This is a genomic window from Pseudomonas sp. ADPe, from assembly GCF_014843515.1.
Taxonomy (GTDB): Bacteria; Pseudomonadota; Gammaproteobacteria; order Pseudomonadales; family Pseudomonadaceae; genus Pseudomonas; species Pseudomonas citronellolis.
This window is the reverse complement of the sequence record NZ_CP062122.1, coordinates 846,197-863,128: the sequence shown is the minus strand read 5'-3', so window position 1 is coordinate 863,128 and position 16,932 is coordinate 846,197. Positions and strand designations below refer to the sequence as shown.

The 16,932-nt window shown below is 59.5% G+C and carries 15 protein-coding genes and 1 pseudogene; 12 read left to right on the top strand and 4 right to left on the bottom strand.

The window, feature by feature from the left end; all coding sequences use genetic code 11:
- Positions 1-109 precede the first annotated feature (109 nt).
- From IG194_RS03960 to IG194_RS03945, 4 genes and pseudogenes are all read left to right on the top strand, one after another.
- Positions 110-1,159 (top strand): DUF1302 domain-containing protein, encoded by a 1,050-nt coding sequence (locus IG194_RS03960; RefSeq protein ID WP_225617176.1) that lies wholly within the window; start codon positions 110-112, stop codon positions 1,157-1,159.
- A 131-nt stretch (positions 1,160-1,290) separates the two neighbouring features.
- Positions 1,291-1,467 (top strand): hypothetical protein, encoded by a 177-nt coding sequence (locus tag IG194_RS03955; RefSeq protein WP_158546392.1) that lies wholly within the window; start codon positions 1,291-1,293, stop codon positions 1,465-1,467.
- 33 nt (positions 1,468-1,500) lie between these two features.
- A pseudogene (locus IG194_RS03950) lies at positions 1,501-1,971 on the top strand (MFS transporter); the annotation flags it as partial.
- A 175-nt stretch (positions 1,972-2,146) separates the two neighbouring features.
- Positions 2,147-3,073, top strand: a complete 927-nt coding sequence (locus tag IG194_RS03945; RefSeq protein ID WP_058490473.1) for a zinc-binding dehydrogenase — start codon at positions 2,147-2,149, stop codon at positions 3,071-3,073.
- 86 nt (positions 3,074-3,159) lie between these two features.
- Here the strand turns inward: IG194_RS03945 and IG194_RS32680 are convergent, their stop codons facing one another.
- Complete coding sequence (locus IG194_RS32680) at positions 3,160-3,753, bottom strand: helix-turn-helix domain-containing protein (protein WP_225617174.1); 594 nt, start codon at positions 3,751-3,753, stop codon at positions 3,160-3,162.
- Positions 3,750-4,076: a hypothetical protein gene (locus IG194_RS32675; protein WP_225617173.1), complete on the bottom strand. Its 327-nt coding sequence runs from the start codon at positions 4,074-4,076 to the stop codon at positions 3,750-3,752. Before IG194_RS32675 ends, IG194_RS32680 begins: the two co-directional genes overlap by 4 nt.
- A 161-nt stretch (positions 4,077-4,237) precedes the next feature.
- Here IG194_RS32675 and IG194_RS03935 point away from each other — a divergent pair, with 161 nt between their 5' ends.
- Positions 4,238-5,149 (top strand): LysR family transcriptional regulator, encoded by a 912-nt coding sequence (locus IG194_RS03935; RefSeq protein ID WP_058490471.1) that lies wholly within the window; start codon positions 4,238-4,240, stop codon positions 5,147-5,149.
- Positions 5,150-5,219: 70 nt separating this feature from the next.
- Here the strand turns inward: IG194_RS03935 and IG194_RS03930 are convergent, their stop codons facing one another.
- Complete coding sequence (locus IG194_RS03930) at positions 5,220-5,768, bottom strand: glutathione peroxidase (RefSeq protein WP_058490469.1); 549 nt, start codon at positions 5,766-5,768, stop codon at positions 5,220-5,222.
- 41 nt (positions 5,769-5,809) lie between these two features.
- Positions 5,810-6,652, bottom strand: coding sequence for an SDR family oxidoreductase (locus IG194_RS03925; protein ID WP_058490467.1), 843 nt, complete (start codon positions 6,650-6,652; stop codon positions 5,810-5,812).
- A 435-nt stretch (positions 6,653-7,087) separates the two neighbouring features.
- On the opposite strand from IG194_RS03925, the gene IG194_RS03920 reads away from it, so the two are divergent.
- From IG194_RS03920 to IG194_RS03890, 7 genes are all read left to right on the top strand, one after another.
- Entirely contained in the window at positions 7,088-8,752 is a 1,665-nt protein-coding gene (locus tag IG194_RS03920) for a DUF1302 domain-containing protein (protein ID WP_371921087.1), read from the top strand.
- A gap of 24 nt (positions 8,753-8,776) precedes the next feature.
- Entirely contained in the window at positions 8,777-10,144 is a 1,368-nt protein-coding gene (locus tag IG194_RS03915; protein WP_058490465.1) for a DUF1329 domain-containing protein, read from the top strand.
- A 103-nt stretch (positions 10,145-10,247) separates the two neighbouring features.
- Positions 10,248-11,405: a WD40/YVTN/BNR-like repeat-containing protein gene (locus tag IG194_RS03910; protein ID WP_082816377.1), complete on the top strand. Its 1,158-nt coding sequence runs from the start codon at positions 10,248-10,250 to the stop codon at positions 11,403-11,405.
- A 32-nt stretch (positions 11,406-11,437) separates the two neighbouring features.
- Positions 11,438-13,933 (top strand): efflux RND transporter permease subunit, encoded by a 2,496-nt coding sequence (locus tag IG194_RS03905; RefSeq protein WP_058490463.1) that lies wholly within the window; start codon positions 11,438-11,440, stop codon positions 13,931-13,933.
- A 72-nt stretch (positions 13,934-14,005) separates the two neighbouring features.
- On the top strand, positions 14,006-14,977 hold the full coding sequence (locus IG194_RS03900; RefSeq protein ID WP_058490457.1) for a hypothetical protein: 972 nt from the start codon (positions 14,006-14,008) through the stop codon (positions 14,975-14,977).
- On the top strand, positions 14,974-15,792 hold the full coding sequence (locus IG194_RS03895; protein WP_058490455.1) for an enoyl-CoA hydratase/isomerase family protein: 819 nt from the start codon (positions 14,974-14,976) through the stop codon (positions 15,790-15,792). Before IG194_RS03900 ends, IG194_RS03895 begins: the two co-directional genes overlap by 4 nt.
- 36 nt (positions 15,793-15,828) lie before the next feature.
- On the top strand, positions 15,829-16,650 hold the full coding sequence (locus IG194_RS03890) for an SDR family NAD(P)-dependent oxidoreductase (protein WP_058490453.1): 822 nt from the start codon (positions 15,829-15,831) through the stop codon (positions 16,648-16,650).
- Positions 16,651-16,932: the final 282 nt, after the last annotated feature.

The following is a 16,932-nucleotide window of genomic DNA, read 5'->3' as shown; positions in this document are numbered from 1 at the left end:
CCCGATTCGTTGTTTCCGGCCCCGCCCTTCCCGTCTACTAGTACTGCGGTCGTGCCGAGAGACCGTCAGCACCGGCTGAAAATAACAACGAGCAAGACGGAGACTGCTGATGTCGAGTGCCAACCTGATCTGGGGCCATTTGCTGCTGGGTATGCTGGCGGCTCTGGCGTGTGGGGGCATGGTCCAGGCGCAGGAGTTCGAAACTGCCAACCCGGACCTGAAGCTGCGCAGGGACAATACTCTGCGCTACAACCTTGGGGTCCGGACTGAAGGGCGTGATAGTGCCCTGGCCAATAACGCCACCTACGATGAGTCCGATTCGAAGTTTGATCGTGGGGGCGTGGTGACCAACCGCGTTGACCTGATGAGCGAATTCGAACTGACCTGCCGGGAGTACCATGGCTTCCGCGTCAGCGGTGCAGCCTGGTATGACCAGGCCTATGCCGATACGGATGTCGAGACGGCCTCCGGTAACGTCTACTACGCCGGCGCGGGGGCTGGCTCGAGTACCTCCAGTTACAGCGGCAGGCACTGCTCCGGATTCACAAAGCGCTATCACCGAGGCTTGAGCGGCGAGCTGCTTGATGCTTTTGCCTTCACCCGCTTCAACCTCGGCGACGTACCGATCAGCGTACGTGCAGGTCGTCATACGGTGTATTGGGGCAATGGGGTGCTGATCGCCGGCCATGCAGTGTCCTATTCGCAGGCCCCGTTGGATGGACGCAAGGCGGTTAGCAGCCCGGGGACCGAGACACGCGAGATATTTCTGCCCCTGGGGCAGTTATCCGCCCAGGCCCAGCTCACCGAGAACCTGTCCGTCGCCGCCCAGTATTTCCTCGAGTGGGAGTCGACCCGCGCGCCGGAGAGTGGCACCTATCTCGCTTCTGCCGGCGTCGCTCTTGAGGGCCCTGACCGGATGCCGTTGTTCACCGGCGTCGCCCGACCGATCAACGATCCGGTGACGCCGCGAAACCGCAGCAACTGGGGGGGGATGGGCACCTATAGCCTGGATTTCCTGCACTCGGACCTCAGTCTGTTCTACCGCCGGTTCGACGACTACAACCCGTGGGGGCTGCAGGTCGGCAGTGACTTCGCACGCTACGTCTACGCCAGGGACGTTCGACTTTACGGCCTGGGGTGGTCGGTGGGACCGGTATAAGGTGGCGGGTCGGTTGGTGTCGACCTTTCCTATCGGCAAAACGCCCCGCTGGTATCGAGCAACTTCAGTATGGCCGACAACGCGGGAGGCCGTGGTGACACCTGAACATCCCCAATGCACTGGACATGCCCTTGCCCCAGGCCGAAGACATTGTCGCCTTGGCTCTGCAGGAGCTGCCTAACGGTCCGACCCTGGTCCATCCCCAATACGTCGACATTACTGGCTCCGGGCAGGCGCCGGGCCGGGTGCGACGCGAGCACGTGATCGCCAAGAGTGCCGAGGCCGCGGTTTTCATCGGCAACGACTGACACACTTACCACGAGAGTGAACGAGGCCTGCTCATGAAAGGTTTCAACAACGCGGAATTCAAGCGGGGCTGGCACGTGATAATTCTGGTAGTCGTCGGAGTGGCGACAAGCTCTAGTTCGCTGCTGCTGTACAGCTTTGGCGCCATGGTTATACCGCTGGAACGGGCCATGGGGTGGGCGCGCACTGACCTGCAGGCGGCGATCACTGCCCTGTCACTGGGCACCATCGTCGGCGTGCAACTGGCCGGCTGGCTCAACCTGCGCTATGACCTGCGCGCCGTCACGCTGGTTTCGCTGGTCGCGCTAGCCCTGAGTGTCTGCACGCTAGCGCGCATCGGTGGTTTTATCTGGACGCTCTACTTGGGGTTCTTCCTAGTGCCGCTAGCCGGGCTGGGTACCTTGCAGATCACTTGGTCGCATCTGGTCAATCTATGGTTCGAAGAAAATCGCGGGCTTGCCCTGGCAATCATCCTCAGCGGCTCCGGTCTTGCCGCAATCGGTTTGGCTTCTGCTTCGTCTGCTTTCTGGTCGGCCCGTTATTGCTGCTGACGCTGGGGGTGTATCCGCGCTTCAGGCAGGAGTCGGCGGTAGTGCATGGATAATTTTCTGGACAAATTATTAAAATGTGTTCAATTAATTGGCTTCTGAAATCGTGTAGAAAAAATAAGAAGGAGGCTGTATGCGCGCTGCTGTGATTTCCGAACGCAATGTTCCGCCGCTGGTGGGCGATTTCTGTGAACCCGAGCTGCAGGACGGTGCGGTCCTGATCGACGTCGACACTGCCGGTCTCGGCGGCTGGGATGTGCTCGGTGCCTATCGCCTAGGGGTGGAGTACCCCTGCGTGATCCGTGGAGAGGGTGTGGGGCACACCACCGATGGCCGCCGCGTGTATTTTGGTGAGCGCTCGGTAGCGCCGTTTGGTGCCTGGGCCGAGCGTACCCTGGTACCTGCTCCCGAGGTGTGGGAGGTACCGGATGACGTCGACGACAAGACCGCCATCAGTATGGGCATCGCCGCTACCGGGGCCATAGTGCCGTTGGAGAAAGCCGAGATCCAGAAGGGCGAGAAGGTGCTCATCCTTGGTGCCACTGGTACCCTCGGCCAAATAGCTCTACAACTGGCTCGTGGTATGGGGGCGGGTAAGGTGGTGGGTGCCGCACGCTCGGAGCAAGCCCTGTTGGGCCTGAAAACGCGTGGTATCGCTGATGAGGTGGTGACTTTGGGGGGAGCGGACGACGTGGCCGCCCTAAAGGACGCCGCCGACGGTGGGTTCGACGTGGTCCTCGATCTGGTCTGTGGCCAACCGATGCTCACCGCCCTGAAGGCCACCAACTGGGGAGCGCGGATCATGACTATCGGTACCGGGGCGGGGCGGCAAGTCAACCTGGACATTGCCGACCTGCTGTTCCGCTCGTTGTCTTGTATCGGCACCGGTCAGCGTCCACCGGCTGAGCGCGAGCAGATCTGGCGGCGTCTTCTGAAGATCGCCAAGGAACAGAATATTTGGATCGACTATATGGACTACACCCTGGACCAGGCCACCGAGGCCTGGGCTGCACAAGTGGCCGGCCCGCACGCGAAGATCACTGCAAGCATCAAACGCTGAGTCGCTTGGGAGCCCGCGGCCTGCATCCCGGCGGTTAAGAAGCCTAATGCTTGCCGGGGTGCGGAGCGGAATGTACTGCTGGTCCGCTAAGAGGGACTGTAATTGCTGCGCTGATGACGGAATTCCTCTGGTGTCATTCCAACCTCCTTGCGAAAGGCTGCGGTGAAAGCAGCAGCATTCTGGAAACCGGCACCATGGGCGACCTGCTTGATCAGCAGATGCCTGTCGGCTAGCAGCACCATGGCTTTGCGGATACGGATTTCCGCCGCGTAACAGCGTAGAGTCTTGCCGGTGGTGTGCTTGAAATACGCCGATAGCTTTCTCACTGGCAGTGAGCAGGCATCTGCTAGGCGATGCAAGGAAGCGTCCTCGGCAGATCCATACTCTAGCATTTCACGTAGTAGTTTCAGCTGACGGGGCGTTAGTTTGCCGCATGCCTCATCGTCGCGATGGCTGCCTAGGAACTCCCGGCGCAGATCCAAGGCGATGCTGGTTAGCAAGCATTCGGTATGCAGCTCACTGGCGAAGCCCGGTGCGACAACTTCTTCGGCCAGGCGTTGCAGTGTGCTTTGCAGGTAGTGACTCTGTAGGTCGAGCATGTTCTCGTCGGTGCGGCCTGCCCAATCCCAACGGTAGGCTGCCAGGTCACCGAGGTCTGCCGGATCGAATAGGCAGATCACGGCTTTTTGCTGGCAGGCGTCATGTTTGAGATGGAACTCGGTACCATGGGGAATGAATAGAAGTTGGCCGAGTGGTTTGAATTCGTGCTGAATGTGGCCGCGGAAGCTACCGAGGTTGTGCGCTTTTTCGTTGCACCCGAAGCCCGAAGGGGTGAGTGCATGCGTATCAGACAGCCCTTGCGGGTCTCGATCAGTGCAGTTCCGGCGCTAGGCCAGAAGGCATGTTCCTGGCGCACGTCAAAGCCTTTCTTGCAAAGCGATGCTTCTGTCACGAAAGCCCCCGATTGCTCGGATTCGTACTCGCAGTAATTGATCGCGTTCATCTTCAACCTTCAGCAATTCTTGTTATTGGCGCTGAAATGCGAACGGTCGCAGGAGCACCGAGCGCAGGCTCGCTCGGTGGTGCTTTCGTCTAAGCCCGAGTCTACCCAGGGAGATCACGAAGGCGATTCATAAAAATAAGAGGCAGGTATCGGAAAAGCAGATGGCGAGAGGTAAGGACATTTCCATGCGGCAACTCCGTTACTTTGTAGCGGCAGCTGACGCCGGCCAGTTCTCCCAGGCCGCACTCAAGGTGCATGTGTCGCAATCGGCAATCACTGCGGCCGTCCTGCAGCTTGAGGAAACGTTGGGGGCTAGTCTGTTCGAGCGCTTACCTTATGGAGTGGCACTGACTGCCGAGGGGCACAAGTTTGCCCTGCATGCCCGACATATTCTGGATACCCTGCAGGACGCCCTTAGTGAGCCGCTGTTACTCGGTCATTCGATGCAGGGAGTCGTGAGGGTCGGTGCGTCTTACACGGTGCTCGGCTACTTCCTACCGGCGCTTCTGGCGCGTTTCAAACGCAGTTACCCTCAGGTGGAAATCGACCTCATTGACATGGACCGTTCGAGCATCGAGGCTGCAGTGGCCGACGGTTGCCTTGACCTGGGTTTGGTGATCACCTCCAATAGTCAGGACCTGTCTCGCTTCGAGCATCATGTACTGATCCGTTCTCGGCGCCAGCTCTGGCTTGCTAGTCAGCATCCTCTAATGACGGCGAGCTCGGTCACTCTCGAGGATGTCGCCGGGCACGCCTATATTCTGGCAACAGTGGACGAGGGTGACGTCTCCACTAACCGTTACTGGGAGGCGCAGGGGCTAGCGCCACAGGTGGCGTTCCGTACCTCTTCGATGGAAGCTCTGCGTGGTCTGGTGGCGCACGGTTTTGGCGTCGCCATCCTGTCCGACATGCTTTATCGCGCCTGGTCCCTGGAGGGCAAGAAAATCGAGGCACGTCCATTGGCCGATGCCATTCCGCCCATGGAACTCGGATTGGTTTGGCGTCCCGACGCCGACCTACCGGAGCCCGCCCAGGCATTCCGGCAGTTCCTGATCATGGCATGTGCTTCCTAAACGCGCTGATAGGCATCGGCCGAGAGGGAATGCACAGCCCACCCCGGCTCGATGAGATCAGGGGCGGTTTCTAGTGCTTGTCCAGTTCGATTTCGATGGCCTGAAGTAGACGCGAATCGTCCGTCGCCACATCCGGGGCGAAGCGGCCAACCACCTGTCCGTCACGGCTGACCAGGAACTTCTCGAAGTTCCACAGTACCGCGGGAATCGGTCCCGCTTCTATGCCATAGCCTTTGAGGCGTTCGCGCATCGGACCTTCGCCTACGGTGTGTGGTTGCGCCTCCGTCAGCAGTCGGTACAGGGGATGGCGGTATTCGCCGGTCACCGCGATCTTGGAGAACAGGGGGAACCGGACGGCGTAGTTCAGTTCGCAGAATGCCTTGATTTCCTCGTCGCTGCCGGGCTCTTGTTCCCTGAAGTCATTGGCTGGGAAGCCCAGGATCTCGAGCCCGGCCGGCCCCTTGTCCTCGTAGAGCTTTTCCAGACCGGCATACTGGGGGGTGAGCCCGCACTTCGAAGCAACGTTCACCACCAGAAGTACCTTGCCCTTGAAGCGCTCGAGCGTCAGGGCATCGCCTTCGATGCTCTTGAGTGGGATGTCGTAGATCGTCTGGGTCATGTTGTTCTGCTCCTTTCGTTTGGGACGGGGAGTCGACTCTTTCAGGCTTGTTCGTTGCGCTTCCGGGCTGTTTCGACGAAATCGCGTTTGAGGGTAGGGAAATAGGCTATCTGCCCACCCATGCCACCGCTGATGTCAATGGACGCGGCGCTGATGAACGAAGCGTACTCGCTGGCCAGGAACAGAGCCATGCCGGCGACGTCCTCGGGCTTGCCGAAGCGACCGAGTGGAACCACCTTGAGCACCATCTCGTTGAACTCCTCGCGGCTTACGCCGGGCGGCATCTCTTTGTAATGGCGCTCCCACTGCCCGGTGTCGATCCAGCCCATGTTCAGACTGTTGACGAGGATGTTGTCTTGCGCCAGGGACATGCCTAATGAGCGCGAGAGGGCGATGCAGGAGGCTCGGTTGATCACCGAGGGGATGCCGTCCGGGGTGGGCACGCTCCCCGCGAGAGCGTTGATTTCTATGATCCGTCCCCAGCGTTGAGCACGCATGTATGGAACCACTGCCTGGACGAAACGATAGTGACCCAGCTGCAGGATATTGGCGTGTTCGAGAATGGCCTCTGGTGTCAGGGTGTCCAGGTTGCCGCCCTTGCCCTGACCTGCATTGTTGACCAGGACGTCCACGCCACCCCAGGTCTCGGCGACCTCGGTGACAAATGCTTTGACCCCTGTTGTATTGGTGACATCGACGGCACGAGCAATGACTGCCTGCGCGGTGCTTTCCAGTTCCTGGCCAGCGGTCGTCACAGCTTCCAGGGTACGGGCGCAAATAGCCACTTTCGCGCCTTCGTTGGCAAATGCCTGGGCGATTGCCTTGCCAATGCCTCGTGACGCGCCGGTTATGATGACTCGTTTACCTCTGAGATCGATGTGCATGGAGCCTCCTGCTGTGGCCGATGGCCGGGGGTATCCGATGGATGCCGGCCTGTTGCGCCGCATTAAATCCCAGAGAGCGGGTTTTTTAAAGAAAATATTGAACAAAAAATATGTTTGTGTTTATTTTGGATTCGCCTCTCGCATTCTGCCTGACCCGGTGTCTGTGAAGGTCCCGTATGGGGCCAAACTGCGCGCATTCCGGGAGCGTGGGGCGCCTCTAAGCAGGGACCTCAGTCTGTGCACATGATTCTGAATATAGAATTGAAATCTGCATATGGAATTATTTGCGCTGATCGGCTAGGGTGCTGATAGGTTTGATGGAACGTTTCTGCGATTGGTGTGCATAAATTGCCAAGGGGCCCCAGGCGAGGCCGATGGGAGTATTAGTACGATTCTTCTCCTAAGTGTTTGAAAATAAAAATAAAAGGATCTGAGATGAACGCGATGGCAATGAAGAGGTCTGGGCGCAAGTCCCTCGTTCTCAGTGGTCTGGCCCTGGCTGTCATGGGGCAGGTCGGTGGTGTGATGGCGATGGACATCGATGTCGGCAATCCCGACCTACGGCTGCGATGGGACAACACTGTGCGGTACAACCTCGGGGTTCGGACCGAGGGTCAGGACCACAAGATCATGAACAACCCGAACTACGACGAGTCCGACGGCAAATTCGACAAGGGCGATGTCGTCACCAATCGCCTGGATTTGCTCAGTGAACTTGACCTCTCCTTCCGCGATCAGTACGGCGCACGCCTGAGCGCCGCGGCCTGGTACGACGATGCCTACCACGATACTGATGTGAAGAGTAACGTCCCGGGCTATTCGACCAGTTACAACCGGGATCGCTACAGTTCCGAAACCAAGCGCTATGCGCTCGGACCCTCCGGTGAAATCCTCGATGCCTTTGTGTGGAGCAACTTCCAGCTGGGGCAGACGCCCATCAACGTAAAGGTCGGCCGGCACACCAATTACTGGGGGGAGGGGCTGCTGTTCGGTGCCCATGCTGTGTCCTACTCCCAGGCACCAACCGATGGTATGAAGGCAGTAGTTAGCCCCGGTATCGAGACCAAGGAAGTCTTCCTGCCGATCGGGCAGATTTCCGCGAAAGCCCAGGTCACCGACAACCTTTCCATTGCCGGTCAGTACTTCTACGAGTGGGACAATACCCGCTTCCCTTATGGTGGAACTTACTTCGGCGCAGCAGATCCCTTCTTCGAAGGCCCTGATAGGTTGCCTGCGGCTCCAGGCTTCAACCTCAATCATGCGTCTTCTAAGCGTGGGCGCGATGGTGAGAACTGGGGAGTGATGGCCAAGCTAAATGTCGAGGCTATCGAAACTACCTTTGGTGCTTATTATCGCCAATTCGACGACTACCAACCCTGGCTATCGCCACAGATTGATGCTGCCCATCGCCAATACCGACTGGTTTATCCGCGTGACGTCAAGCTGGTGGGCGTCAGCGCTTCCCGGGCCATTGGCAGCGCCGCAGTAGGTGCAGAACTGTCCTATCGCAAGGATGGGGCGCTCAATGCTACTGGCGTCAGCTTGCTGGACGATGAGGGGCCACGTGGTGACACCATCCACTTCGTGGCCAACGCCGTGTACGGCGTACCGCGCAACTTCATCGCCGATAACGCAACGCTGGTCACTGAGTTCGCCTACAGCCATCTGGACAAGGTGACGGAGCACAAGGAGCTTTACAAAGGCGAAGGCTACAACTGCGTGGATGTCCAAACCGGCGGCAAGGGTGACAAATCCGATGGCTGCTCTACCCGTGACTACTACGCCGTGGCGGTGAACTACACCCCGCAATATGTCGAGATCCTGCCGTCATGGACTCTTGATGTGCCGCTGACCATTAACTATGGCCTGCACGGTAATGCTGCCAGCGCCGGTGGTGGTAGCGAGGGCGCGCTTTCCTGGTCGGTCGGTGCGAAGATGACCTACCGTCAGGAACACGAATTCAGCCTGCGCTACGCCGACGTATCCGCGCAGGAGAAGAATTCCCTGAATGCCAATGGAGAGCGGATGGTCAATGGCAACGGTAACGTTGGCGGTACCGACCGTGGTTGGTTGGTCTTCACCTACAAAACCTCCTTTTAATAATTCCAAGAACGGAGACTGGTCATGAAACTTCGACTCGCCTTAGCCCTTGCCTTGGGTGGACTCTCTTTGCCGGTACTGGCTGCCGTGAGCCAGCAGGAGGCCGCCGAACTCGGCAAGGACCTGACGCCCTGGGGGGCGATCAAAGCTGGTAATGCCGATGGTACCATCCCTGCCTATGAGGGTGGCCTGAAGAAGGCCCCGCCAGGGTTCCAGCCGGACAGCGGATTCTGGGTCGATCCCTTCAAGGATGAGAAGCCCCTGTTCCGCATCACCGCTGCGAATGCCGACAAATACGCAGACAAGCTCAGCGAGGGGCAAAAGGCCCTCCTCAAGCGCAATCCCGAGACCTGGTACATGGACGTCTACCCGAGTCATCGGACAACCGCCTATCCCGACGCCGTGGTCAACGCGACGCTACGCAATGCCACCGGTTGCCAGGTGCAAAAGGATGGCCTAGCGGTCGACCCCGCCTGTCGTGGCGGCCTGCCGTTCCCTATCCCGAAAAACGGCAACGAGGTGATGTGGAACCAGCAGCTGCGCTACAAGATCGGTCCGGGCTATTCCACTACCAGTTCTTCCAACAGTTGGGTGATCGATACCAATGGCCAGGTGACCAAGACTGCCGAGCAGGCGACCTTCGAGGAAACGCCGTTCTACCAGACCAGCCAGACCGATCGTGATCCGATGATGTACGCCAGGGTGTTCTCGCTGAACAACTTCCCGGCGCGGCGGGCGGGGGAGGTGATCGTCCTCAACGATTACCTCGACCCGGAAGCCAAGCCACGTCGTTCCTTCAGCTACACCCCAGGGCAGCGCCGGGTCAAGCTGGCTCCTGAGTTCAACTTCGACACCCCCGTTGCCAGCCAGGGCGGGGTAACTCTGTTCGACGAACTGCAGATGTTTTCCGGCAGCCAGGACCGCTTCGACTACAAGCTGGTAGGCCGCAAGGAAATGTACATTCCCTATAACGCGTACAAGTTCTACTTCGATTGCAAGCAGGACGAGCAATTCCTCAAGAACCACGCCAATCCTGCCTGCGAGCGTTGGGAACTGCACCGTGTCTGGGTGGTCGAGGCAACTCTCAAGCCTGGCATGCGCCACGTCTACAGCAAACGGACCTACTACCTCGATGAAGACACCTTCGGCATCGGCCTGTACGACGCCTGGGACAAGAGCGGTGCGCTGTACCGGGCGATCTTCCTCAGCGGCGTGCAGATTTACGACAAGAACATCCCTTACAACGTGAAGAACGTCGTGTACGACTTCAACAAGGGGATGTGGGCACTGTTGAACGATGCGCTGAAAGGTGGTTATCGCTTCACTGACGAGCCCTATTCGGAGCGTCAGATGAACCCGGAGGCGATCGTCTCCCGCGTCACCCAGCGTTGACTGTGAGCCCGCGCGACATTGCTTGCGTGGGCAGATGACAAGAAATGGGCGCGTCGGTGTGCTTGCTTTGGCCGGACGCGCCCGGTGGTTGAGGAAAATAACAATGACAAGCCCTTGCCGTGACCTGATCCATTCGATGCACTGCCTGCTGACTGGCAGATGGCAAGTTCGCCGGCAGGTGTTGTTGGCTGTGGCTTCGACTCCTCTGTTGCTGTTCGCCCCGTTGTTCGCTGGCGCGGCGACGATTGTCGGGAATGACGTCCTGAGCAAGCCTGCTCCGAAGGTAAGTCCTCATATACGCCCTCCAATTGTTGCTGTGACCCACTCTGGCGAGGCACTGCTCGGTGTCGGTCCACATGGTGTGATCCTACGCTCGGAAGACAATGGCCAGAATTGGAGCCAGGTTCCCAGTCCGGTTTCCAGCGATCTGGTGCAAGTACGCTTCACCGATACGAAGAATGGCTGGATCGTCGGCCACGACGCTTTGCTATTGCACAGTGGCGATGGCGGCCGGAGTTGGCAGATACGCCTGGATGGAAGGCAGGTACTGGTGCTCCTGCGCGAGCACTACTCGCGAGCAGAGAAAGCTGGAGATCAGCAGGCTGGCGACCTGTTGCGTGAAATCGACCTGGCAATGAAAACCTCGGCAACGTCGGATGTCTTGCCCACGCCGTTGCTCGATGTTGCCTTCGATGACAAGGGTAATGGCTTTGTAGTGGGCGCTTTCGGCCTGATGCTGCACAGCACGGATGCCGGCGCCACTTGGGAGCCCTGGATTGAGCGCTCGGATAACGAGCGGCGTATGCACCTCTATGGACTCGCCCAGGACCATGGTCAGTTCTACGCCTGTGGCGAGCAGGGACTGCTGCTGCGCCTGAACCCCGAGTCGCAGCATTTCGTCAAGGTTGAGACGCCCTATGGCGGTACCTTCTTTGGTATCGCCGCTCGTGACGGTCTTCTGCTTGCCTATGGCCTGCGCGGCAACTTGTATGCGAGCCAGGATGATGGCCGGGACTGGCGCAAGGTCGAAACCGGGTTGGACAGTAGTGTGGTGGGGTTGGTTGATGAGGCTGGTTCGCTGGTGCTGGTCAGCCAGAGCGGGCAACTGGCGGTACTGGCCCCGAGTTCATTGCTGGTACGGGCCCTTGAGCCGGTACGCTCCAGCGAAGTTTATGCGGCGAGCCGAACTGGCCGAGATGGCCGCTTGCTTGTGGCTACCTACGCCGGCGCACGGGTCGTGCAGATCGCCACAGCGGAATGAGCCTGCGGCTCCCCTCCAGAGAGAACGTAGAAATGGTCGAGCAGAAATACAACAGTGGAATGCCGGTGATCCCTGACCTTCGGGACTTCGACATGACCTCCGGCGGGTTTCTCGAGCGAGTGATCTTCAACAATCGCATCTTGGTGTTGCTGGCATGCCTTGTTGCCACCCTGGTACTGGGCTTCCATGCGACTCGATTGCAGGTTAACGCCAGCTTCGAAAAGATGATTCCTAGCGCCAGCCCGTATATCAAGAATTATCTTGCCTACAAGAGCGAGTTGCCTGGGCTCGGTAACAGCGTGCGGATCGTGGTGGAGAACAAGAAGGGAGACATCTATGACCATGACTACTTGACCGCGCTGCAGAAGGTGAATGACACCCTGTACCTGATTCCCGGGGTCGATCGTTCTTGGATGAAGTCTCTGTGGATGCCGATCGTGCGCTGGAAGGAGGTTACCGAGGAAGGCATCGACGGTGGTGCGGTGATGCCCGCCGATTACAACGGTAGCCAGGCGTCCATTAACAAGCTTCGGCGCAATATCGCGCGCGCAGGCATTCTGGGAAGTTTGGTGGCCAACGACAGTCGCTCCAGCATGATCGTCGCCCCCCTCTTGGAGACCAATCCCCAGACTGGCCAGCCGCTGAACTACCGCGAGTTCTCCCGCCAGTTGGAGACCCAACTACGGTCGATGGAGAACGACTCGGTTGGTATCCATATCGTTGGTTTCAGCAAGCTGGTCGGTGATCTGATCGATGGTCTCTACGCGGTAATGCTGTTCTTCGGCGCGTCGGTGATCATCGCCGCAGTCTTCGTCTACTTCTATACCCGCTGCCTGCGCAGCACTTTGCTGTTGGTTGGCATCGCCGTGGCTGGCGTAATCTGGCTGCTCGGCCTGATGGAGCTACTCGGCTACGAACTGGATCCCTACTCGATCCTGGTGCCGTTTCTGATCTTCGCCATCGGGATTTCCCATGGCACGCAGAAGATGAACGGCATTCTCCAGGACATCGGGCGTGGTACACACAAGTACATTGCTGCCCGCTACACCTTCCGCCGTTTGTTCCTGACCGGGTTGACAGCGTTGCTGTGTAATATCGTCGGCTTCGCCGTCCTGGTGATCATCGATATCCCGGTGATCCGCGACTTGGCCTTGACCACCAGTATCGGTGTGGCTGTGCTGATCTTCACCAAACTGCTGCTGATCCCCGTAGCGCTGTCCTATCTCGGGGTCAGTCAGAAGGCCGCGCGGATCGCCATCGAGAAGGATCGCGCCGGGGAAGCCAACCGCGGTTTCCTCGGCCATATCTGGCACGGTCTTGACCGCTTCACCGAACGTCCCTGGTCGATAGGGGTGATCGCCCTGTCCGTTATCGTTACCGCTGCATGCAGTGTGGTAATGCTTCATCTCAAGGTCGGTGACCTTGACCCTGGGGCGCCGGAGTTGCGCGCTGACTCGCGCTACAATCAGGACAACGCGTTCATCACCGCCAACTATGGCCTGTCCAGCGACCAGTTCGTGGTGATCATGAAGACCAACGAGGACAACTGCCGCCTCTATCAGCCGTTGCAGACTATGGACCGGCTGGCCTGGCAATTGCGTCAGACCGAGGGCGTGCAGACCACCAGTTCGCTGGCCGAGACTGTGCGTTTCTTCACTGCGGGCATGGCCGAAGGCAGCGGCAAGTGGCTGACCATCAGTCGTGACCAGGCGATCACTAATTCCTCGGTAGACTCGGCGATGATCTCCTCGCCGGGGATCACCAACCAGAAGTGCTCGATCACACCGCTGATTGCCTATCTGGCCGATCACAAGGCCGACACGCTCAACCGCGTGCTGCGGGTTGCTGAGGAGTTCGCCAGGCAGAACAACATCAGTACCGGAGAGCAACCGGTCGAGTTCCTCCTTGCCGCCGGTAACGCCGGTATCGAGGCTGCTACAAACATCGAGGTGGAGCGGGGTATCGTCACCATGTACCTGGCGGTGTATGGCGCCACAGCATTACTTTGCCTGCTCACTTTCCGTAGCTGGCGTGCCACGCTGGTAGCGCTGATTCCGTTGCTGATGACAACCATCATCTGCAAGGCCCTGATGGTGTGGCTGGGTATTGGCTTGAAGGTGGCGACCTTGCCGGTCATCGCCGTCGGCGTCGGCGTCGGCGTCGACTATGCCCTGTACCTGCTCAGCGTGCAGTTGGCGGTGCAGGAGCGTGGTGGCAGCCTGACTGTGGCTTATCGGCGCTCCCTAGACTTCACTGGCAGAGTGGTAGCCCTGATCGGTTTGACTATGGCGGCGGGCGTCGTTACCTGGGCCTGGTCACCCATCAAGTTCCAGGCCGACATGGGCATCCTGCTGACCTTCATGTTCCTCTGGAACATGCTCGGCGCTCTTGTGCTCATACCGGCCCTGTCCCATTTCCTGCTCAACCCGAAAGCTCGTCCCGCAGAACCCTTGATGGCTGGCAACACTGTGCCCGGCCCTCTCGGGAAAGGCACGGACGTAAACGTCCACGTTGCTACCGCCCATTGATCAACCCGGCCTACAGGGGCGGATGCTCGGTGGTATGTCTCCGCGCCTGGCCGACGACTAGAGGAAAGTTGCATGTTCGAATTGTTGATGAGCGCCGACATGATGGTGCCGGACCCCGACGGGATGACCGAGAAGCTAGTGGACAAGCTCGGTGTCTATAAGCATGAGCGCTGGCGGCAGGCGTTCGATAACCACCCCTACATCGCGCATTTCCTGCGGGTGCACAAATCCTTGGCGGTGGCGCCTACGCGCATCGAGCCGCAGTGGCACCTCGACAAGCCGAACCCCGGAGACCCGTTGTTCCACGATTTCCTAGAAAGCCTCAAGGACTATCAGGGGCATCATCGGCCGATGATGACCCACTCCATTGTCCTGGCCCTGCACCGCGAGAAGTTCTCTGTGCTGGTAGATAAGTTGATGCGCCGCCGCCTGCCGTTCCGCATGGCGCAGCGCACGCCGGAGATGCCGTTTGATCGCCTATGGCTCGGTGCCACGCCGGAGCAGCCGTATTACCAGCCTTCGGTCGACGGAGGCCTATGCATCGAGATCATGGAGACCGAGCCGCTGCAGATGCCGGCGGAAACCTACGCGCTGCCGCCGGTGCAGCCCCGTGACCTGGCGCCCGGCGGTATGGTGCGGGTGACTGCCCGCGGCTTCCTGGTGCGTGATCTGGACGAGACCTTGCGCAAGGTGTCCGCCAATCTTGACTGGGAGCCCAGCGGTCCGGTGGAGCAACTGCGTGAGGAAGGTTATCGCCGAGCGCGCATGGGCTTTACTGTGGCCAACAGCGCGACTCTCGATGTGCTCGAAGCGACCCACTGGAACACCGATGCCGGTCACTATTTGAACAACTGGGGCCCGGGCCCGTACTACATCCGCATTGGTGTCAACGACTTGGCTGCGAAGGCTGAGGAGTTGCGCGCGCGGGGGACTGCCTTCCAGTGGATCGAGTCGAGCGAAGCTGTTGGTGGTCGGCCACTGATCAAGGTCGACCCGAAGGAACTGGACGGCCAGGTGTTCGAGTTCGAGGAGGTGCTTGTATGACTTCCAGTTCGGAGGTATTGGATCCGCTGGTGATCAATGGAGCTGTTCGCATCGAGCGCGATTCCACCCTGGGTTGGATCGTGCTGACCCGGCCCGGACAGATCAACGCTATTAATGACGATATCCGCATCGGCGTGCCGAAGGCTTTGGCGCAGCTGGAGACCGACCCGCAGGTGCGGGTCATCCTAATTCGCGGCGAGGGTGACCGAGGTTTTTGCGCCGGTGCGGACATCAAGGAAAAACGTGGTGATGAGTCGGCCATACAGGTTCGTCAGCGTATGGAGCATTCCCGCTGGATAGAGTCCCTGGACCGCATCTCCAAGCCAGTGATAGCCGCCATCCATGGCTACTGCATGGGGGGAGGTCTGGAGCTGGCTCTGGCTTGCGATATCCGCTTCGCCGCGCCAAGTGCGGTATTTGCCCTACCGGAAACCGGGCTCGGCCTCATTCCCGGTGGCGGCGGAACCCAGCGCTTGGCGCGAGTCGTTGCTCCGGGGCTAGCCATGGACCTCCTGTTGACTGGTGAGCGGATTAGAGCGGATGAAGCCCGCCGGGTTGGTCTGATCACCCGCCTGGCGAGCGACGAGACCAACTGGCTTGATGAGGTTGCGGCACTCGCCCGGTTGATAGCCACCAAGCCGCCTGCCGCTTCTGCTTACGTCAAGCAGGCCGCGCGGGCTGCGTTGGAGCTGGACATCAAGCGCGGACTGGATCTTGAATTAGATCTGTTTGCGCTCCTGGCACCAACCAAGGACCGCCGAGAGGCCGCGCTAGCGTTTGCCGAGCGGCGTGTACCGCGCTTCACCGGTGAATGACGGGAATGAGTTGAAAGTAGTGTGGAGAACAAGGTTATGACCAGTATGGGAAAACTATCTGGACGCGTTGCGATCGTCACTGGCTCCGGTGGCGGACTGGGGGCCGAATGCGCGCGGGTTTTGGCCTCCCATGGGGCCTCCATTGCCGTAGTCGACATCAATGGAGAGGCTGCCGCGGAAGTGGCGGCCTCCTTGATATCTTCTGGTCACGACGCGCTGGGCATCCGCACCGATGTCTCGTCGGAAGAGGACGTCCACGCCATGGTTGGCCAGGTCAAGGAGCATTTCGGTCGCATTGACGTGCTGCATAACAATGCTGCAGTGCTCAATGCCGGGCAGCGACAGCGCGATCGCGACCTGGCTAATCTCGACATGGACGCTTTCGACCGGGCCATCGCTGTCAACCTACGTGGAGCGGTGCTATGCACCAAACACGTCGTTCCGGTGATGCTGGAGCAAGGTGGCGGCTCGATTATTTTCGCCACCTCCGGTCTGGGTGTGCAGGGGGATATGTCGCTGACAGGCTACGCCACCTCCAAGGCGGCGCTGCTGATGCTGCCTAAGCTGGTTGCTGCGCAGTACGGCAAGCAGGGGGTTCGCGGCAACGCTGTACAGATCGGTCTTGCGCCGCAGCACCCATTGCCTGACGCCCTGCTGGACATCATGCGTGACAACCACTGCACGCCGGAGCTGGGCACCCCTCGGCAGATCGCCGACGTGGTGGCTTTCCTGGCCTCCGACGAGTCCTCGTTCATCACCGGCAGTACCGTGGTGGCCGATGGCGGCTTCAGTAGCCACACTCCGTCACTGGTAGCGGTGCGCAAGCTGTTCGACCAGATGGGGCGCAATAGCATGTGAGCGAAGCGGGCCGGTAGGGGCGGTCAGGCCTCACGCCTGCGTGCTGAAGCTCAATCCGCACCAATCCGAATGGACCCGGGCGAGAAGTGTGGTCGTCAGTGCCCGGAGACGCCAAGCATTCCCCCGACTGGCCACTACCTGCTGTAGCTTGGCAATTTGCTGGCCACCTGGATGAGCAGCCCTTGTAGCTGCCGATAGTCATGCCCTTGCGCCCGCATCGACCGTTCCCTTTAGAAAACTTTTATTCGTGGTCACCGATGTCGATATCGGCGAGGGCTGTGC